The sequence below is a fragment of the Psychroserpens ponticola genome (genome assembly GCF_023556315.2).
Classification (GTDB): domain Bacteria; phylum Bacteroidota; class Bacteroidia; order Flavobacteriales; family Flavobacteriaceae; genus Psychroserpens; species Psychroserpens ponticola.
The window spans coordinates 3,216,291-3,234,647 of sequence record NZ_CP116221.1; the positions used below are offsets into that span (position 1 = coordinate 3,216,291).

General features: G+C 32.4%; 21 protein-coding genes. 12 read left to right on the forward strand and 9 right to left on the reverse strand.

All coding sequences use genetic code 11. The features are described from left to right. Position 1 precedes the first annotated feature (1 nt). From MUN68_RS14175 to MUN68_RS14185, 3 genes are all read left to right on the forward strand, one after another. Positions 2–1,405, forward strand: a complete 1,404-nt coding sequence (locus MUN68_RS14175) for a urate hydroxylase PuuD (RefSeq protein ID WP_249993834.1) — start codon at positions 2–4, stop codon at positions 1,403–1,405. A gap of 5 nt (positions 1,406–1,410) precedes the next feature. Continuing rightward, positions 1,411–2,280, forward strand: coding sequence for a 2-oxo-4-hydroxy-4-carboxy-5-ureidoimidazoline decarboxylase (uraD, locus tag MUN68_RS14180; RefSeq protein WP_249993831.1), 870 nt, complete (start codon positions 1,411–1,413; stop codon positions 2,278–2,280). Positions 2,281–2,385: 105 nt separating this feature from the next. Beyond that, on the forward strand, positions 2,386–3,819 hold the full coding sequence (locus tag MUN68_RS14185) for a DUF6986 family protein (protein WP_249993829.1): 1,434 nt from the start codon (positions 2,386–2,388) through the stop codon (positions 3,817–3,819). A 69-nt stretch (positions 3,820–3,888) separates the two neighbouring features. On the opposite strand, the gene MUN68_RS14190 is transcribed toward MUN68_RS14185, so the two are convergent. From MUN68_RS14190 to xdhC, 3 genes are read right to left on the reverse strand one after another with little or no spacing between them, the layout of a single operon-like run. After that, entirely contained in the window at positions 3,889–4,371 is a 483-nt protein-coding gene (locus tag MUN68_RS14190) for a nucleoside-triphosphatase (RefSeq protein ID WP_249993827.1), read from the reverse strand. Continuing rightward, positions 4,368–5,375, reverse strand: a complete 1,008-nt coding sequence (locus tag MUN68_RS14195; RefSeq protein ID WP_249993825.1) for a hypothetical protein — start codon at positions 5,373–5,375, stop codon at positions 4,368–4,370. Before MUN68_RS14195 ends, MUN68_RS14190 begins: the two co-directional genes overlap by 4 nt. Beyond that, entirely contained in the window at positions 5,372–6,142 is a 771-nt protein-coding gene (xdhC, locus tag MUN68_RS14200; protein WP_249993815.1) for a xanthine dehydrogenase accessory protein XdhC, read from the reverse strand. The genes MUN68_RS14195 and xdhC overlap by 4 nt, the downstream gene beginning before the upstream one ends. A gap of 176 nt (positions 6,143–6,318) precedes the next feature. On the opposite strand from xdhC, the gene MUN68_RS14205 reads away from it, so the two are divergent. From MUN68_RS14205 to arsM, 6 genes are all read left to right on the forward strand, one after another. Further along, positions 6,319–6,654, forward strand: coding sequence for an arsenosugar biosynthesis-associated peroxidase-like protein (locus MUN68_RS14205; RefSeq protein ID WP_249993808.1), 336 nt, complete (start codon positions 6,319–6,321; stop codon positions 6,652–6,654). A 76-nt stretch (positions 6,655–6,730) separates the two neighbouring features. Further along, on the forward strand, positions 6,731–7,786 hold the full coding sequence (gene arsS / locus MUN68_RS14210) for an arsenosugar biosynthesis radical SAM (seleno)protein ArsS (RefSeq protein ID WP_249993803.1): 1,056 nt from the start codon (positions 6,731–6,733) through the stop codon (positions 7,784–7,786). A 1-nt stretch (position 7,787) separates the two neighbouring features. Further along, positions 7,788–8,282: a rhodanese-like domain-containing protein gene (locus MUN68_RS14215; protein ID WP_249993800.1), complete on the forward strand. Its 495-nt coding sequence runs from the start codon at positions 7,788–7,790 to the stop codon at positions 8,280–8,282. Further along, positions 8,275–8,904, forward strand: coding sequence for a TIGR04282 family arsenosugar biosynthesis glycosyltransferase (locus MUN68_RS14220; protein ID WP_249993795.1), 630 nt, complete (start codon positions 8,275–8,277; stop codon positions 8,902–8,904). The genes MUN68_RS14215 and MUN68_RS14220 overlap by 8 nt, the downstream gene beginning before the upstream one ends. Then, positions 8,897–9,709, forward strand: a complete 813-nt coding sequence (locus MUN68_RS14225) for a purine-nucleoside phosphorylase (RefSeq protein WP_249993788.1) — start codon at positions 8,897–8,899, stop codon at positions 9,707–9,709. Before MUN68_RS14220 ends, MUN68_RS14225 begins: the two co-directional genes overlap by 8 nt. Positions 9,710–9,712: 3 nt before the next feature. Continuing rightward, positions 9,713–10,681: an arsenosugar biosynthesis arsenite methyltransferase ArsM gene (gene arsM, locus MUN68_RS14230; protein WP_249993782.1), complete on the forward strand. Its 969-nt coding sequence runs from the start codon at positions 9,713–9,715 to the stop codon at positions 10,679–10,681. Between the two features lie 85 nt (positions 10,682–10,766). Here the strand turns inward: arsM and MUN68_RS14235 are convergent, their stop codons facing one another. From MUN68_RS14235 to MUN68_RS14250, 4 genes are read right to left on the reverse strand one after another with little or no spacing between them, the layout of a single operon-like run. Beyond that, complete coding sequence (locus MUN68_RS14235; RefSeq protein ID WP_249993777.1) at positions 10,767–11,462, reverse strand: DUF4097 family beta strand repeat-containing protein; 696 nt, start codon at positions 11,460–11,462, stop codon at positions 10,767–10,769. Between the two features lie 20 nt (positions 11,463–11,482). Next, positions 11,483–12,319 (reverse strand): DUF4097 family beta strand repeat-containing protein, encoded by an 837-nt coding sequence (locus tag MUN68_RS14240; protein ID WP_249993773.1) that lies wholly within the window; start codon positions 12,317–12,319, stop codon positions 11,483–11,485. A gap of 28 nt (positions 12,320–12,347) precedes the next feature. Next, the gene (locus tag MUN68_RS14245) at positions 12,348–13,139 is read right to left on the reverse strand and encodes a zf-HC2 domain-containing protein (RefSeq protein ID WP_249993770.1); all 792 of its coding nucleotides are present in this window, start codon (positions 13,137–13,139) and stop codon (positions 12,348–12,350) included. Between the two features lie 2 nt (positions 13,140–13,141). Next, entirely contained in the window at positions 13,142–13,672 is a 531-nt protein-coding gene (locus tag MUN68_RS14250) for an RNA polymerase sigma factor (protein ID WP_249993767.1), read from the reverse strand. A 96-nt stretch (positions 13,673–13,768) separates the two neighbouring features. Here MUN68_RS14250 and MUN68_RS14255 point away from each other — a divergent pair, with 96 nt between their 5' ends. Genes MUN68_RS14255 through MUN68_RS14265 form a run of 3 tightly spaced genes read left to right on the forward strand, consistent with a single transcriptional unit; the run spans position 13,769 to position 16,241 of the window. After that, positions 13,769–14,653 carry a sterol desaturase family protein gene (locus tag MUN68_RS14255; protein ID WP_249993761.1) on the forward strand — a complete coding sequence of 295 codons (885 nt, stop codon included), beginning with the start codon at positions 13,769–13,771 and terminating at the stop codon, positions 14,651–14,653. Beyond that, entirely contained in the window at positions 14,654–15,544 is an 891-nt protein-coding gene (locus tag MUN68_RS14260; RefSeq protein WP_249993751.1) for a DUF547 domain-containing protein, read from the forward strand. Further along, on the forward strand, positions 15,537–16,241 hold the full coding sequence (locus tag MUN68_RS14265; protein ID WP_249993749.1) for a TIGR04283 family arsenosugar biosynthesis glycosyltransferase: 705 nt from the start codon (positions 15,537–15,539) through the stop codon (positions 16,239–16,241). The genes MUN68_RS14260 and MUN68_RS14265 overlap by 8 nt, the downstream gene beginning before the upstream one ends. Before the next feature lie 50 nt (positions 16,242–16,291). Here the strand turns inward: MUN68_RS14265 and MUN68_RS14270 are convergent, their stop codons facing one another. Together MUN68_RS14270 and MUN68_RS14275 are read right to left on the reverse strand one after the other, a co-directional pair. Further along, the gene (locus MUN68_RS14270) at positions 16,292–17,023 is read right to left on the reverse strand and encodes a metallophosphoesterase (protein WP_249993733.1); all 732 of its coding nucleotides are present in this window, start codon (positions 17,021–17,023) and stop codon (positions 16,292–16,294) included. 67 nt (positions 17,024–17,090) lie between these two features. Then, positions 17,091–18,350: a BamA/TamA family outer membrane protein gene (locus MUN68_RS14275; protein ID WP_249993729.1), complete on the reverse strand. Its 1,260-nt coding sequence runs from the start codon at positions 18,348–18,350 to the stop codon at positions 17,091–17,093. Positions 18,351–18,357 lie beyond the last annotated feature (7 nt).

Below are 18,357 nucleotides of genomic sequence, written 5' to 3' on the forward strand. Positions count from 1 at the left end.
AATGATTGAAGTATTCTTACTTATAGCTTGGGTTGTTATTTTTTCAGTAATCGTTGCTGCTACATATAAATTACAGCATTCTATTAAAGAACAAAAAAAACAAGGAAATGATGATAAAGCAGACTCGCTTCAAACATCACAAAATTGGTTTTATGCTTTAATTGTTATTGGTTCTGTCTGTGGAATTGGGATTTTGTATCTCTTCTTAAAAGGAACCATCTACGAAAGTCACTTTTTTGAATGGCTAAACTTAACAGTCAGACTTATCCATATTACCTTTGGCATTGCTTGGATTGGTGCTTCTTTCTATTTTGTGTTTTTAGAAAACGCTTTGAATAGAACCGAAAACGTAAGAGATGAATTAGCCGGAAACCTTTGGGCTGTTCATGGTGGCGGATTCTATTATGTTGAAAAATATAAACTGGCTCCTAAAAAAATTCCGAAACACTTACATTGGTTTAAATACGAAGCGTATTTCACATGGTTGTCTGGTTTTTGTTTACTTTCTATTGTCTATTATTTTAATGCTAGTTCATATTTAATAGATCCAGAAGTTTTAGACATTTTACCTTCTACAGCAATAGCGATTAGTATAAGTTCTTTGATTATTGGTTGGGTTTTATATGACCAAATTTGCAAACGATTAAGCAACAATAAAGTGGTTTTCACTTTGGCCATAACAGCTTTAGTTTTCCTATTTGCTTGGTTTTATTCACAAGTTTTTAGTGGCAGAGCTGCCTATATACACTTTGGTGCTTTTCTTGGAACTTTAATGGCAGCCAATGTATTTTTTACTATAATTCCTGGACAAAAACGTATGGTTGCGGCTGCAAAAAAAGGATTACCACCAAATCCAGCCGATGGAAAAGCAGCTTTTTTACGTTCGTACACTAATAATTATTTTACGCTTCCTGTGTTGTTTGTAATGATCAGCAATCATTTCCCTAGTACTTTTGGAAACACATATCAATGGTTGGTTCTTATAGGAATAACTTTAGGAACAGCTGGTGTTAAACATTATTTAAACATTCGTGAAAAAGGTGAATTGTCAGTTTGGGTGATGCCAATTTCTGTGGTTATTTTATTCGGAATGGCATTCATGACTGCTCCAACGCCTCCAAAATATGAAAATTGCCAAGAAATCGTTTCCTTTACAGAAGTCCAAACCATTATTAATAACAGATGTACTGCTTGTCATTCATCCAATCCAACAGATGATGTCTGGAAAGTAGCACCTAATGGTGTAAAATATGATACAGCTGAACAGATTTATAATTTACGTGACAAGATTTTTCAACGTGTAGTGGTAAGCAAAAATATGCCATTTAACAATAATCAAACACTAATGACTCAAGAAGAGCGCGATATGATTAATTGTTGGATCAATCAAGGTGCACCAAAATAAAGATTATGATAACATTAGAACAACTTAATTTACTTTCGGAGCAAGAAGCTTTTTCAAAATTAGAACAATGTTGTGTTTCTAAAACTTGGGCAGGCAAAATGGTTGAAATCAGACCTTTTTCTTCGGAAAATGAGTTGATAAAAACTGCAGCTTCTATTTGGTATAATGACTGTTCTGTAGAAGATTTTAAAGAAGCATTTACTGGTCATCCGAAAATTGGAAATGTAGATAGTTTAAAAGAAAAATTCGCGCATACAGCTGATTGGGCTGGAAACGAACAATCTAAAGTTGCTGATGCAAATATGGAAACCATCGAAGCCTTAGCAAAAGCAAATGAATTATACGAAGATAAATTTGGCTATATTTTTATTGTAAGTGCTAGTGGAAAATCGGCTGAAGAGATGTTGGCTATTGTCAATTCTAGATTGAACAATAATACAGAAGATGAAATTTACGTAGCAATGAACGAGCAGCATAAAATCACCGTTATTCGTTTAGCAAAACTTATTGAAGATCTCTCTAAAAAAGCAGATCTGAGTAGTCATTTAACCACTCACGCTTTAGATACATCTATTGGTGTTCCTGCAAAACACATGCTCATAACTTTAAAAGGTTTACGTAATAACCAATGGAAACCAATGAGTGTTGGCATTACAAATAACGATGGACGAATTTCTGATGTGTTACCTCCAGGACAACTTTTAAGTCCAGGGAATTATACCATGACATTTAACACAGCCAACTATTATAAAAATAATAATCAAAATGGTTTTTATCCTGAAGCTTCCATACAATTTGAAGTTACAGATGGCAGCCATTATCATATTCCATTATTAATTAATCCATTTGGGTATTCAACCTATAGAGGAAGTTAATATTTTTAAAACAAGGTCTCGACTGCGCTCGACCTGACACTAGCAAAATTACAATTTAGAGGTCTCCTCGAGCGCAGTCGAGAGGTCTTAAATAAAATTACAATTATGAATTTAAGTATTTCAGAAGATAAAAAAGAAACGATTTTTGACAATTTAAAAACGGCAAATCAAACGTTCAATAAAATATATAGAGGAGACAGAGAAGATAGACAACCCATTCACACCGTTTATGGTGGAGCAAATCTATTCAAATCTAATACAACCGACATTTTAGGAGGTATCGCTTTAAAATCATTGTTGCATTATGCTCCTAATTGTATTGAATTTGGTAAAGCTTTTAAATTAAAAGGAAGCAAAAAATTACCATCAAAAAACAAGAAACAATTAAAGCTCATAAAAAAGTTAGAAGGCTTCTCTAGTGAAGAATTAAAAAATCATCCAGCTGGATTTTCTTATAACATATATCAAAAAGTAATTGCAAAATTAAAAAGCGAAGGTGTTGAAGATTTTAGAATCGATTTTGAAGATGGCTTTGGTAATCGTTCTGACAAAGAAGAAGATGAGACTGCTGTTTTTGCAGCAAAACAAGTCGCTCTAGGAATGACTGACGGAACAGTTTCTCCTTTTATAGGCATTCGTATCAAACCCTTTACTGAAGAATTAAAACATCGTGGACAAAGAACACTTGATTTATTCTTAACAACATTACTGTCAGAAACCAATGGGAAATTACCAAACAATTTTGTGGTAATGTTACCTAAAGTGACCATTCCTGAGCAAATTATTGCATTAGTATCCTTTTTTGAAGTGATTGAAGACAAATTCAATTTAGAATCTGGAACACTAAAAATGGAAATGATGGTCGAGACCACACAATCCATAATGGATCACAATGGAACAAATCCATTATTCAGATTTATAGCAGCAAGCAAAGGTCGCTGTATCGCAACTCATTTTGGAACTTACGATTATACTGCTTCAAACAATATTACAGCTTCATATCAAGAAATGGATCATGACGTGTGTGATTTTGCACATTACACAACAAAAGTGGCTTTAGCACACACCGGAATTTGGTTGTCTGATGGCGCTACTAATACCATGCCAATTGGACCACATCGTGGTGATTTAACTGAAGAGGAAGAGGAAGAAAACAGAAAAGTTGTTCATCGTGCTTGGTTAAAAGGTTATGAGCATATTCGTCATTCATTATACAAAGGTTTATATCAAGGTTGGGATTTAAATCCAGCACAATTACCAATGCGTTACACTGCAGTTTATGCCTTCTTTTTAGAAAGCTATGATGACGCTGTTCTACGTTTAAAAACCTTCGTAGAAAAAGCTGCTCAAGCGACATTAATTGGTGACACATTTGATGATGCTGCAACTGGACAAGGTCTTTTAAATTACTTTTTAAAAGCCTTAAACAGTGGAGCGATTACAATTGACGAAGTATTAGCTACAGGACTAACATTAGATGAAATTAGAACACGTTCGTTTGCTAAAATATTGAAAGACAGACGTGCTAAATTGGAGTAATAACTCTATTCTATAATGGATTCCTCATCACACTTCCACTAAACAGATTGTGTGATGAGGAACAACAAATCATTTCCATAATTTAAAATCTTCTTTTTTCAGAACCTTATATTTAGAAATAGTATAATGCTTCAAAATAGCATCCAACAAATAATCTCTAACCACCAAAATTAAATGTTGATTTTCATTCTGCATATATTTAGGAATTATAGCCTCAGTAGAAAGATGTAAACCCTCATTTTTCAATTCTAGCTTTCCTAATTCATCAATAATTAGGAATTTATGTTCAGTTTCTGAAAATTTTGAAAGTAAAAAATCATTTGCTTCAGTAAAAGCTGATTTCAAAAACTTAAAGTTTCCAATAATAGTTACCTTATTTTCAGATTCAACTTCAAGTTTAAATCCTTCATTAGATTTTACTTTCAGAAAAAAGCGCTTTCCATTTTCATCATCTGGACATAACAATCCGTCAACATTAGTTCTAGTATTAGACCAATCTAGTAAAGCTGTAGTTTTTCCTGTTCTAATAGCTCCTGTTAGAATGTAAATCATTCCGAAGGCACTTTAAAATGAATACAATTAGAGATGCTATTCGCCATAAAATGTTTGAAACGCGTATAGCCATTTAAGTGTTTTGTATCATTCCATGAAAACGAAATAATCTGCCTGAAATATGGAAATAAATCCATTGCATTTGAAATATCCTCTTGGTATTTCGACTTCTTTTTACTAAGATATTTCTGAACCATTTTCAATAAAAAAGGGCCAATAATTAAATACCAAAGCATTAAAATCAAGAAACTACGAAGCATGATATAAACACCTTCTTTCCAACCAAACAAATCACCTCCAAGAAATGTAAATGCCAAAACAATAATAGTAACTGTTATCAACCAAACCCAAATAACTTTGGTTTTAAATGGCTTTTTTGACACCATATTTTCCGAATCTACATCATTAGGCTCCAAATAAAAATCGACTTGCTTTTTGTTTGAAATAATCTTAATCATGCTTTTAATAAAAAAGCCTGCTAGAATTCCGCAAATTCCGTAAACTAAAAGATACGTCGTCACTAAAACAGACGTTGCTGATGTTTCAGAAACAAAATCTAATTTCCTTTGTACGGAAGCTCCATAAATATTGATAGCATCCCAAAAACCAGTTCCATAAACTATTGTAAGTATTAATAGTTTCTGAAGCGCAGATTCTAAAAACGTCACCATTCCTAAAACCATTAATGCAGCGCCTTTCCATGAAAATTTAGAAAACAATAAAGCTCCAAAAAGTGCTTGAAAACTTACTGCAACATAAGCTCCAAATGGAGAATACGGACTCACAGCCATTTTTATAATTAAAACAATGAGCAGTGCTTTTAATATCGCCTGCCATTTGTTTTCAGCATAATATGTAATTAAACTAATGAGCAAAATGGAAATTCCACCAACAATAATTCCAGTAAAAGGTGTGCTAAATACATGTAAAAAACCACCAAGACCAGATTCGTTTAAAGCCCAAAGTGCAGTTAATTTATCAATGATGGATTTGTTATTTTTCATTCTTTGTAATGCACTTCTAATAATTGCGCAACAACACTAATCGCAATTTCTTTTGGAGTATCTCCTCCAATTTGCAATCCGATTGGGCAAACTACGTTACTCATACCTTCCTCTAAATTCATTTCTCTAATGAGCATATTATTAAATCGAACACGTTTGGTTTTACTTCCTATTAAGCCTAAATACTTAGTTTCATTTTGAAGCGCCATCGCTACAACATCAAAGTCGATAGAATGATCATGAGTAAGTACCAAAACATAACAGTTCTTTCCCCATTTTACAACATCTCTAAACGATTTAAAGTCATCTATATTAACTTGACAACAATCAATGCTGTCATCTAATGTAACATCTTTAAACCAATCTTCACGAGAATCTATTAGATGAACCTTAAATGGTGTATCGACTAATATTTTGACAATTTCAACACCAATATGTCCTGCTCCAAATAAAAATAATTCTGGTGATTGATTCATAGGTTCTATCATAAATTCTACTTTTCCGCCACAACATTGTTCAAACTCTGGACCTAAGGTATAACTAGATTCGATAATTCTGTTTTCATGAAGCGCAGTCATGGCTTCATCTGTAGCTTTATATTCTAATTTCCCACCACCTATTGTTCCATGAAGTTGTTTATCGTTTGTGATAATCATTCGTGAGCCTACAACACATGGTGTTGATCCCAAACATTTTGTAACAGTAACTAGAGCGACAGGTTGTTGCTTTTTTTTAAATTCCGATAATTGTTCTATCCAATTCTTCATTTGTTGTAAAAAGAGAATTTAAAAGTAAGACTTTTTAACATAAGACATGTTCAATTATTAAAACTAGACTAAAAACACTTTATAAAATTATAAGTTTTAAAATTTTCTGTAATCTTTAAGATTTAACTTCGACTTAATATATTATATTGATTTTTCTAAATAAAAAAAACAACTTTATGTCTAAACCATATTACGATTCTGCAGATTTACGCAAATTTGGAAACATCACTGAATGGAGTGAAGAACTAGGAAACAAATTCTTTGATTATTACGGAAAGGTATTTGAAGAAGGCGCTTTAACTGCTCGCGAAAAATCACTAATTGCATTAGCTGTTTCTCATACTGAACAATGTCCATATTGTATTGACGCTTACACTAAAGACACTTTACAACGTGGTGTAACTAAAGAAGAAATGATGGAAGCAATACATGTTGGCGCAGCAATAAAAAGTGGTGCAACTTTAGTGCATGGCGTACAAATGATGAATAAAGTGAATAAATTAGATGGTTAAACAAAGTTATCAGGCCGAGAGACCTCTCGACTGCGCTTGAGGTGACAGAATAAAGATTAAAACTCAATAAATTTTAATGGCAACAAAATCCCTACAAAAATCAGGAAGTGATTTAGCTAACAGCAATAGACAAATTGAAATACTCTCAAATGGTATTTTTAAAAGTGGTGAATTACCAACATTTAAAGCTAAAATTTCTGAGACCAATCAATTCCCTTTAAAAGCAAAGAAGCTTGAAATTCTACAAATCAATGTTGGTTATATGTGTAATCAGGTGTGTGATCATTGTCATGTAGATGCTGGTCCAGACCGAAAAGAGATTATGACTAGAGACACAATGAAACAATGTTTGGAAGTCATCAAAAATTCTGGTGCACATACCTTAGATTTAACAGGAGGAGCTCCAGAAATGAATCCAGATTTTAGATGGTTTGTTGAAGAAGCTGCGAAAGTTGGTATTAAAGATTTTATTGTAAGATCTAATTTAACCATTATTAGAGCCAACAAAAAGTATTACGATTTACCTGAATTCTTTAAAAAACATAATGTTCATGTGGTGAGTTCAATGCCACACTGGACTAGAGGTAAAACTGACAAACAAAGAGGTGATGGTGTTTTTGACAAATCCATTAAAGCCTTACAGGAATTAAATGCTGTTGGCTACGGAATGCCAGATAGTAATTTAAAATTAGATTTGGTTTATAATCCTTCAGGAGCATTTTTACCAGGTGACCAAATGTCTATGGAAAAAGATTTCAAAAAGGCATTACTTGAAGACTTCGGAATTCAATTTCATAATCTTTTTGCAATTACTAATCTACCAATTGCACGATTTTTAGATTACTTAATTGCTTCAGAAAACTATGAAGATTATATGTATCAATTAGTTGAAGCTTATAATCCTTCAGCAGTTGCAAATGTAATGTGCACAAATACCTTATCAATAAGTTGGAATGGCTATTTATACGATTGTGATTTCAACCAAATGTTAGAATTACCTGTAAATAGTAAAGCAAAGCATATTTCAGAATTTAATGAAGAACTATTAGAAGGACGCAATATCGTCATCTCACAACATTGTTATGGTTGTACTGCAGGAGCAGGAAGTAGTTGTCAAGGTGTAGTCGCATAAAATGAAAACACGTCTTTTATACATATTCATTCTGTATTCAACTCTTGGGTTTTCTCAAGATACGATTTCAGAATTACTCAAAAAACACAATTCTAAGGGTATTCCTTATATTTCAGTAGAAGAATTAGCCATGCCTAAAACTGACGCTATTATTTTAGATTCAAGAGAACCTCAAGAATATGAAGTAAGTCATATTAAAGATGCTATATCTGTTGGATATGATAATTTTAATATAGAAACTATTGAAAAACACATCCCAAAAAGAGATCAAGAAATCATAGTGTATTGTTCTTTAGGAATTCGTTCAGAAGTAATTGCTAACAAATTGAAAAAAGCTGGATATACAAAAGTTAAAAACCTATATGGTGGAATTTTCGAATGGAAGAACAAGAATTTTTCAATTTACAACACTCAAGAAAAAGAAACAGATAGCATTCATACCTTTTCAAAGGAATGGAGCAAATGGTTAAATAATGGTATAAAAATTCATGAATAAAGAACTCGTTATTGTTTTTGTGAAAAACATAAAACTAGGAAAAGTAAAAACTAGACTTGCTAAAACCATTGGCAATCAAGCTGCATTTGAAGTTTATAAAGCACTCGTGAAAGTCACAGAACTTGCAACAGAACATCTTGAAATTCCAATTCGTGTTTATTTTTCTGATGCTATTGTAGACACTAAATGGGAAAAGGCACATAAAGCAGTTCAAAAAGGAAAAGACTTAGGTGAACGCATGCAAAATGCATTCTTAAAAGGTTTTGAAGATGGCTATAATCGTATTGTTTTAATCGGATCTGATTTACCTGATATTAGTGCAACTCATATAAAAAACGGACTAGAAGCTTTAGAGCATTCTGAAGTCGTTTTTGGACCTGCAGAAGATGGTGGTTATTACCTTATTGGAATGTCTAAAATGAACACCAAAGTATTTGAAAATAAACCTTGGAGCCAAAGCCATTTATTAACTGAAACACTTTCAGAATTAAAACATAATAACACAACATTTTCTACCTTAGAGGTTTTAAATGACATTGATACTTTTGAGGATTTAGAAGCTTCAGATTTTTATAAAAACAGCATAGAATTACAATATAAAATCAAACAATTAAATGATTAAATTCATCACAGAAACCACAGAATACTTGGTTGATAAAGGTTTTGAAAATCCAGAAATAGGAATTATTTTAGGAACTGGCTTAGGTCAGCTCACAAACGAAATTGAAGTCATTCGCGAAGTGAGTTATAATCACATTCCAAATTTCCCAACGGCTACTGTTGAGTTTCATAAAGGAAAATTCATTTATGGACATTTATCCGGAAAGAAAGTAGTCGTCATGCAAGGTCGCTTTCATGTTTATGAAGGCTATTCTTTGCAAGATGTAACTTTTCCTGTTCGCATTATGGAAAAATTAGGAATTAAAACATTACTAGTTTCAAATGCAGCTGGAGCCATCAACCTTAACTTTAAAAAAGGAGACTTAATGTTGATTGATGATCATATCAATTTACAAGGAAGTTCGCCTTTAGCATTTAAAGGTGTTGAAGAATTAGGCGAACGTTTCACAGATATGAGTGCACCTTACAATCTAGAAATCAATGCAAAGTTTAAAAGCATTGCAAAAACTCATAACATTAAATTACACGAAGGGGTTTATGCCAGCGTCGTTGGACCTCAACTAGAAACAAGAGCTGAATATAGAATGCTTAAAATTATAGGCGCAGATGCTGTTGGTATGAGTACAGTTCCTGAAATTATTGTCGCGAACCATTTAAATATGAAAGTGGCTGCTATTTCTGTATTAACAGACGAATGTGATCCAGACAATTTAAAACCTGTAGATATTTCAGAAATAATAGCAACAGCTGGAAAAGCTGAACCTAATATGATTACCCTTTTTAAAGAATTAATAAAAGAATTATAAACTATGAGTTACTTAAATGCAACTAACGATTTATATAAAGAAGCCGCATTAACACCAGATGTTGGTTTATGTTGTACTACGAATCCTATTTGGGAATTACCAGGATTAAAAATCCCGAGAATCATGCAAGAAATGAATTATGGTTGCGGAAGCACTGTTCATGCTCGTGATTTAACTAATAATCCAAAAATGCTTTACGTTGGTGTTGGAGGCGGAATGGAATTATTACAGTTTTCATATTTCAATCGTCAAAAAGCTGGTGTTATTGGTGTTGATGTTGTTGACGAAATGTTAGAAGCATCTCGTAAAAATTTCATTGAAGCTGAAGCACAAAACGATTGGTTTAAATCGGAATTTGTAGATCTAAAAAAAGGCGACGCAATGAATCTTCCTGTTGAAGATAATAGTATTGATGTGGCTGCTCAAAATTGCTTGTTTAATATTTTTAAGGCAGAAGATTTAAAGAAAGCCATTGAAGAAATGTATCGTGTTTTAAAACCTCATGGACGCTTAGTCATGAGCGATCCCACTTGTGAGCAACCAATGAATGACGAACTTAGAAATGATGACAGATTAAGAGCTTTATGTTTAAGCGGAAGCTTACCAATTGCAGACTATGTAAAAGCTTTAACTGATGCTGGTTTTGGAACTATTGAAATTAGAGCAAGAAAACCGTATCGTATTTTAGACCCAAAACAGTATCCAACTGATCAATTAATTTATATTGAATCTATTGAAGTTGCTGCGATTAAAGATCCAATGCCAAGTGATGGCCCTTGTGTTTTCACTGGAAAAGCGGCAATCTATTATGGTGAATCTGATTATTTTGACGACAAAGTTGGACATATTTTACTTAAAAATCAACCCTTAGCTATTTGTGACAAAACAGCTAGAGCATTGCAAGCATTAGGAAGAGACGATATCTATTTTAGTGAATCTACTTTTCATTATGATGGTGGAGGTTGTTGTTAGACGATACTTGTTATTTATGTTACATAAAAAAGGGAGCATCGTATATGATACTCCCTTTTTTGTTTCAATTAAAATTGAATTCAAATCAACTTTTCCTGATATAAATATTTCCTGAAATGGTCTCCATCTCTAAAGAAAGTGTGCCTCCATTAATTTGTTTTGAAACTCTATTGTGTGATCCATTGTATGACTTGGCAGACGTGTTTTTTTCAAATTCTATATCTGAGTAAATAGTTCCCGTCAATGATTTCGCATTAAGTTCAGCTTTTCTAACCGTAACATCTAATGCTCCACTAATGGTTTTTAGTCTAAGTTCTCCATCATATTTTTTGATGATTACATCTCCAGAAATTAAATCGGTAACCAAATCTCCTTGAAAAGCATCCATAAAGACACTTCCAGAAATGCTTTTAATTTTTAAGTTGATATTTTTAGGCACTGTAACTACATAGTTAATTTCAGTAGTGAGGTTACAATTATTTCTGCTTTTATCTTTCCATTGATTTTTAAAATAAGCTCCAAAATCTGAATATAATTTTAATTGTCCTGAAGCGTTATCTGTTTTTATGCTGAAAAACTCATTACCTTCTCCATCATCAATATTAACTGAGGCTTTCACTTTTACCTCATTAGTATTTCCGTGCTCTACTCTTATATCTTGAGCAAATTTAAAATCGAGAAATACATCTTGATTTTTTGATAGACTTTTATTGATTTCAACATTTCGTTGTGCATGAAGTGTCGTTACACTTAATAATGCAATTAGGATGAGATATTTCATTTGATTGTGTTTTTGATTGATTATTGTTTTCTTAGATATACGTTTCCAGTAGATGAGCGCAATACAATTTTAACGCCTCCATTATTTAGTTTGCTTTCAATTTTTCGAGTAGCTCCTACCACTTTCATATCATCTTCAGATGGTCTCTGCAAATCAAAATCGGTATATATCGTTCCCATATTGGAACGTAATTCTAAATCGGCTTTTGTATTTACTGGAAGTGATACATCTACTGCACCTGTTGAGCTACTCAAAGTAATTGGTGACGACTGGCTAACACTAGAAAAATTAACATCAATAGTTCCAGTACTTGAATGCGCTGTGATTGGACCTGTAACATCTTTAAGGATGATTCTACCAACATTTGTATTCACTTCAATTTCTGAAGAAAACCCTCTTAAAACCGCACTCCCAAGATTGCCACAATCTAAGTGAATATCCATGGTTTTCGGCAAAACTATTTGCAGTCCTTTACGTTGCATCCATGATTTCAAATCTTTAATGCGTAACACAGTACCTTCTTGTTCTATAGACATTCCAAAACCTGTATTGTCTACGCCTCCAGAGTACACTGCTTTTAGACCTTTAGAACGATCATCCTTATTATTTTCCTCGCAATCGTGACATTCTTCATGATGTTCATGGTCACAATTATCATGGTTGTGATCGTCGTTATCATACACATATTTTGTGAACCTTAATTCGTTTGTGGTTCCTGTGATTATCTTAACATGTGTACCTGTTTCAATTTTCACTTTTGTAATTCCGATTAAACTCTTGATATAGTCTTCTTGAGCATTGGAAAACATAAAGCAGAATACTGCTATAAAATTTATTATAATTCCTGTTCGTTTCATTTTACTGATTTTTTTTAATTGATTTTTATTAAATAATTTGCGAAATACCATCGTTTACCTGGTCTTTTACAAAATTCGGTGTGTCCTCATGCTCTAATAATTGTTGCATAGGAGCAATCGCGCGTTTCTCCTGGATTTTTACCAAAAATTGAATAATTGCAATTTGCAAACTTGGATCTTTCTGGGCAGTTAGTGCTTTAATAAACGCTTCTTTCACAATAGTTGATTTTGGAAATTCTGATAATGCTTCTGCTGCAGCAAGTCGCACATTCATATTTCCGTCATATTGCATACGTCCTATTAAAGCTTCTAATATTTTAACATCTGGTTTCACAAAATCTTCTGTAAAACTAACGGCTTGAATTCGCTTACTTGGTGATTGGTTTTCTATCATTGCCAACATCATATCTTCTCTTAACTCAACAGTTTCTTGTTGCAATGCTGAAATTTCATTATTAGCAATTTGTTTAGAATTGTGGCTTCCTAAAAAATAACCTCCAAACATAAATATAATTGAAGCTGCAATTTGAAATGCCTGTTTCCAAGGGAATTCTTTTTTCTGCTTCGGAAGCTCTACAATTCGGTCATCAAGTAATTGTTTTTCTTCCTCTAAGAGTTTATAAAATCCTGTTCTTAAATTATCGCTAGGTGTTTCTTCTTCTACATTTTTAAATGCTGAAAAAAGCGCCTTTGTCTCTTCGTAAATAGATTTGCAATTATCACATGAAGCAATATGGTTTGCGATCTGTTGAGATTTTTCCGCAGACAATTGTTCATCAATGTAATCTACGATATGTTGTTCTAAATTTTTACAATCCATGATTATATGGTTTCTAAATAAACGGTTTTTAATTTTTTTATAATACGATGTACTTTCACTTTAACTGCACCTTCACTACTACCCATTATCTCGGCGATTTTATCATATTTCATGCCTTGAAATCGATTTAAAACGATTAATTCTTTCTCCTCTTTATTCAATTTATTTAAGGCATTATGCAGATGAGCAACATCATCATTTCTTTCAATTTTATTATCTGTTTTTTTGCTCGCAACAAATTCGAGATCTTCGGTATTTGAGGTTTTTTTAGATTTTTGATACTGGTCTGAAAACACATTTCTAGCAATTTTGAAAATCCATGACACAAATTGTCCACCTTTATAAGATGTTCTGTAACGCATAACTTTATAAAAAACAGTTTGAGTCATATCTTCACAAATAGCTTTATCTCTTATCATCTGAAAATAGAAATTATACAACCGCTTGTTATAGCGTTCAAAAATATGAGCCATAGCATCTAAATTACCTCGAGCTACATCGAGCATTAGTTCTTCGTCGGTTAGTTTTTTCAATTCTCTTTGATGGTTGTTTGTTATGAAGACCATTAAATTACAAAAAGGTTACATGAGCCTGACAATTTTTTTTTAAAACATGTATCTTTAAGGGCTATGGAAAAGTATCTTGACATTATAAAAAACTCTTATTCTAATTATTGGAATTACCTTAAAAACGAGGTGTTATTTCAAAATAATTGGGACAACTATTTTTATGGCTTAATTGCTATCTCACTAATCGTTTGGCTGCTTGAAATTGCGTTTCCTTGGCGAAAAAATCAAGCTTTATTTAGAAAGGACTTTTGGTTAGATGTCTTTTATATGTTTTTCAATTTTTTTCTTCTGAATTTAATTGTACTCATTGCATTATCAAATGCAGCTGCAACATTTTTTAACGACATCTTAGGACTTATAGGTTTCTCGATTTCTAATTTTCAGTTATTTGATGTTGATAATTTGCCTAGATGGCTTGGACTATTCGTTTTCTTTATGATCAGTGATTTTGTGCAATGGAATACACATCGATTATTGCATCGTTTTGAATGGCTTTGGAACTTTCACAAAGTACACCACAGTGTAAAAGAAATGGGATTTGCGGCGCATTTACGCTATCATTGGATGGAACCAGTGGTTTACAAATCACTACTCTATATTCCTATTGCTATTATTGGAGGATTTGACGCTCAAGATGTTGCCATTGTATATTTCTTTGCGATTGCAATTGGCCATCTTAACCATGCAAATTTGGGTTGGGATTACGGAATTTTAAAATACATCTTCAATAATCCAAAGATGCATATTTGGCATCACGCAAAAGAACTACCAAAGCATGTTAGGTTTGGAGTAAATTACGGACTAACCTTAAGTATTTGGGATTACATTTTTAAAACAGATTATGTTCCGCATAACGGAAGAGACATAGAACTTGGTTTTGAAGGTGACGAACACTTCCCTAAAGATTTTATTAGTCAGGAGTTATATCCATTAAAGAAAAATTAGATGCACATTAAACCTATTTCAATTTTAGCATTAGTTTTATTAACCCTCTCTTGCGGAAGTTCTAAACAAATTGCTAGCACTACTAAAACTGAAAACACTATTCAGAAAGAAGATCAAAAATCAGATATAGACGTTGTACAAGAAGTTGTAGAAACTGTAATTATTGAAACACCTTCCGAAATTGAAGTGAGAGAAATTGAAACCATTCAAGAAGTTGAAGTTGAACATAAAATAACTGAAACAGAAACATTTAATCATGACCTATGGAACAGTTTGCTTCAGAAACACGTTTCAGACCAAGGCAATGTCAACTATAAAGGTTTTAAAGCTGATAAAACTGAATTCAATTCTTACTTAAAATCACTTTCCGAAACACCTCCTCAAGATTCATGGAGCAAAGATGAAACATTAGCCTATTGGATGAATGTTTACAATGCTTTTACTATCAAATTAATTTTAGACAACTATCCTATAAATAGTATTAAAGATATCGATGGACCATGGAATCATCGTTTTATTAAAATAGGAGATAAATGGTATACACTTAATGATGTAGAGCATAAAATTATACGTAAAATGGATGAACCACGTATCCATTTTGCATTAGTTTGTGCCGCAGTTTCTTGTCCGAAATTATACAATAAAGCATTCACTGCAAAAAACCTAGAAGCCGATTTTGTTTTGTTAACTAAAGGATTTTTAAGTGATTCATCTAAAAATGAAATTTTTGAAAATGAAATCAAATTGTCGAAAATATTCAAATGGTATGGTGGTGATTTCAAATCAAACGGAAAGGATTTAATCGACTTTTTAAATGAATACTCAGACGTTACTATTTCAGACAAAGCAAAAAAAAGCTACAAAGATTATAACTGGAATTTGAATGAATAAGATTTCTATTGTTATTCCTGTTTTAAATGAAGAAAAACACATTGGTAAACTGCTTGTTCATTTAAACGAAAACTCATCAAAGTCAAATATTAGTGACATCATTATAGTCGATGGCGGAAGCGAAGACAACACCTGCATGACAATTAAATACATGCAAACCATTTACACAAACATTCAGCTTTTAAATTCTGAAAAAGGAAGAGCCAAGCAAATGAATCTTGGAGCAAAACAAGCTTCGGGTAACATTCTTTATTTCTTACATGCCGATTCTTTTCCGCCTCAACATTTTGATGAACTTATCATTTCCGAAGTAAAAAAAGGCAATAAAGCAGGTTGTTTCAGAATGCAATTTGACAGTAATCATTGGTGGTTAAGATTAGCGAGTTGGTTAACTCAGTTTTCATGGCGAGCATGCAGAGGTGGTGATCAAAGTCAGTTTATTAGCAGAGAACTTTTTAATGATATTAGAGGCTATAATGAAAACTATATCATTTATGAAGACAATATTTTAATTAACGAGTTATACACTCGAAAAGAATTTGTGGTTATAAATAAAAAGATTAGTACTTCAGCAAGACTCTACAAAAAACATGGCATTTGGAAACTGCAATATCACTTTTGGACCATCTATATCAAAAAATGGTTTGGGGCTTCAGCAGACGAATTATTTACTTACTATAAGAAATATATAAATTAAATTTTTTATCCTTCAACGTTTTGATGACCTTACAAAGGCTAATTTACTATTTAACTTTTATTTCTTCCTATTTCATCAGGATATAAATCTTTTAAGACGTCGCTTTGAAAGATTTCTTTTGTATCAATATTAATAGCAGAAAGCCGTCCTGTAAAAGCTGCACCAGTATCAATATTCCAAACATTAGCAGCATTCATAGGTTTATCTACATAGAAATTAATTGTTGGTGTATGACCAATATAAATTTCGGAATAATGTTTCAACCGATTTGGATATAATTCAGAATCCTGTTTAAGATTATTATTCATAGTTACAACCATTTCCCAGAGAGTACGATCAAAATAAAAATTTCGGAAGTTATATTCTTTTTCAACACCATGCATAGAAGTAAAACCTGCATGAATAAATAATCGTTTATGGTCATCAATATGATACAGGCTCATATCAGCAAAAAAATACAAATGTTGTTTTTTTTCATCTTCTGAAAATGAAGCATAGCTTTCAACCGTTTCTTGACCACCATGAGCTAACCAAACTGGATCACCATCACCAGTTCGCAACCAATCTTCACACCAAACATCATGATTTCCTTTAATAAAAACACAGTCATGAGTTTTAGACAATTCAATTAAATATTGAATCACTTGAGCAGAGTCACTCCAACCATCTACATAATCACCAACAAAAATAAGTTGGTCTTCAATGGTTACTTTAGCAATTTCTAATAGTTGTTTCAATCCTTTTAATCCTCCATGAATATCTCCAATGGCAAGTGTTCGCATGTCTTTATTTTTTTTACAAATCTAGAATATAAATAAACGACTATTAGTATCTAAAATTAAATTTAGGTTAAAAATATTGTCCGATTCCAAAAACAAGCCCTTGAGTCGCGCCATCTGTGATTCCTATTCCATAATCAATTCTAAAAATGGCATTAAAGATTTTTTTATGAATAAATCGCAATCCAAGGCCTGGATAAATCCGAATATTATGATTCTCACCAAAATCACTAAAATCACCACCTGGATTCCTCCAGCTTCCAGCATCTATAAAGGCATTTCCTTGAAGGGAAAACCAATTTTTTTCATATAATGTTTGTCGGTATTCTGTATTTAAAACGATAGCTCCAGTACCTCTATCAATCGTATTTCCAACACCTCTTAGATTTAAATTATTATCTACAGCAAAAGGTGCAAAAGGCGTATCATCATTTGAAGCGATTCCTAAACGCAGTCTACTTGCCCAATTCCCTCTTTTTCCGAATCTTTTAAAATATTGAAAATCATTCCATCCAATTGCAAAATCAGGCAATAGTGTGTCATTATTTGAGGTAACATATTGAAAATTTAAAATACTTCTAAATCCGTCAACATATTGATATTCATAATTAAGGTTATTATATTCATAAATCAGTTTATAGGTTAGCTTATGAACTTTCAATTCTTGAGGTATATTAAGGTTTTTTGCTCCAAATTTATACTCATAATCTTCAGTAAAATAATTTAGTCCAGCTTCAAAACGATTCGTAAAATTAAGTTGGAATAAACCTAAAACTTCAACAGACTCATTGTTGTATTTATATTCGGCGGTATTGTTTTCGAAAAACACGGGTTCTTGCGTTGTTAGATCCTGATAATTAACGGCTAATCCTAATTGTCTAGAAAACAAAAAAGGTGCTCTAAATTTCAAAGCGTACGAGTTATAAATATCTTTTTGATAAAAGCCACCAAAAGTTATGTTTTCACCAAATAGATTAAACTCATACAATCCTAATCGATAAGCAAACTCATCGTCGTTTGTTGTGTACACATTTGCTGAAGGAATAATCGTGAAATTTTCTTCTATATTATAAAAAACATTATATGAATGCTCTCCAACAAGAACCACCTGATAATAGGCATGAGCTATTGATGGCAACCGTTTTAAAAGTTTTATATCTGCTTCAATAATGGTAGAATCTAACTTTACTCCAGATTTAATTTGAATTATTTTCTTTACGAAAGACGATTTGAGTTTTTTGTTCCCTTGAATTTTCAAATCGGTAACAGTATTATCTTGAGCATTTGCAAATACTGAAAACAGAATAAGTAGCGTAATTAAATATTTCATGTGGTAG

Excerpts from the sequence above, each read along its gene's own strand:
- MUN68_RS14225 (WP_249993788.1), top strand. The coding sequence starts at position 8,897 with ATGATTAAATTCATCACAGAAACCACAGAATACTTGGTTGATAAAGGT.
- MUN68_RS14260 (WP_249993751.1), top strand. The coding sequence starts at position 14,654 with ATGCACATTAAACCTATTTCAATTTTAGCATTAGTTTTATTAACCCTC.
- MUN68_RS14245 (WP_249993770.1), bottom strand. The coding sequence starts at position 13,139 with ATGGATTGTAAAAATTTAGAACAACATATCGTAGATTACATTGATGAA.
- MUN68_RS14175 (WP_249993834.1), top strand. The coding sequence starts at position 2 with ATGATTGAAGTATTCTTACTTATAGCTTGGGTTGTTATTTTTTCAGTA.
- MUN68_RS14205 (WP_249993808.1), top strand. The coding sequence starts at position 6,319 with ATGTCTAAACCATATTACGATTCTGCAGATTTACGCAAATTTGGAAAC.
- xdhC (WP_249993815.1), bottom strand. The coding sequence starts at position 6,142 with ATGAAGAATTGGATAGAACAATTATCGGAATTTAAAAAAAAGCAACAA.
- MUN68_RS14275 (WP_249993729.1), bottom strand. The coding sequence starts at position 18,350 with ATGAAATATTTAATTACGCTACTTATTCTGTTTTCAGTATTTGCAAAT.
- MUN68_RS14215 (WP_249993800.1), top strand. The coding sequence starts at position 7,788 with ATGAAAACACGTCTTTTATACATATTCATTCTGTATTCAACTCTTGGG.
- MUN68_RS14235 (WP_249993777.1), bottom strand. The coding sequence starts at position 11,462 with ATGAAATATCTCATCCTAATTGCATTATTAAGTGTAACGACACTTCAT.
- MUN68_RS14255 (WP_249993761.1), top strand. The coding sequence starts at position 13,769 with ATGGAAAAGTATCTTGACATTATAAAAAACTCTTATTCTAATTATTGG.
- arsM (WP_249993782.1), top strand. The coding sequence starts at position 9,713 with ATGAGTTACTTAAATGCAACTAACGATTTATATAAAGAAGCCGCATTA.
- MUN68_RS14185 (WP_249993829.1), top strand. The coding sequence starts at position 2,386 with ATGAATTTAAGTATTTCAGAAGATAAAAAAGAAACGATTTTTGACAAT.
- MUN68_RS14270 (WP_249993733.1), bottom strand. The coding sequence starts at position 17,023 with ATGCGAACACTTGCCATTGGAGATATTCATGGAGGATTAAAAGGATTG.
- MUN68_RS14220 (WP_249993795.1), top strand. The coding sequence starts at position 8,275 with ATGAATAAAGAACTCGTTATTGTTTTTGTGAAAAACATAAAACTAGGA.
- arsS (WP_249993803.1), top strand. The coding sequence starts at position 6,731 with ATGGCAACAAAATCCCTACAAAAATCAGGAAGTGATTTAGCTAACAGC.
- MUN68_RS14240 (WP_249993773.1), bottom strand. The coding sequence starts at position 12,319 with ATGAAACGAACAGGAATTATAATAAATTTTATAGCAGTATTCTGCTTT.
- MUN68_RS14190 (WP_249993827.1), bottom strand. The coding sequence starts at position 4,371 with ATGATTTACATTCTAACAGGAGCTATTAGAACAGGAAAAACTACAGCT.
- MUN68_RS14195 (WP_249993825.1), bottom strand. The coding sequence starts at position 5,375 with ATGAAAAATAACAAATCCATCATTGATAAATTAACTGCACTTTGGGCT.
- MUN68_RS14265 (WP_249993749.1), top strand. The coding sequence starts at position 15,537 with ATGAATAAGATTTCTATTGTTATTCCTGTTTTAAATGAAGAAAAACAC.
- uraD (WP_249993831.1), top strand. The coding sequence starts at position 1,411 with ATGATAACATTAGAACAACTTAATTTACTTTCGGAGCAAGAAGCTTTT.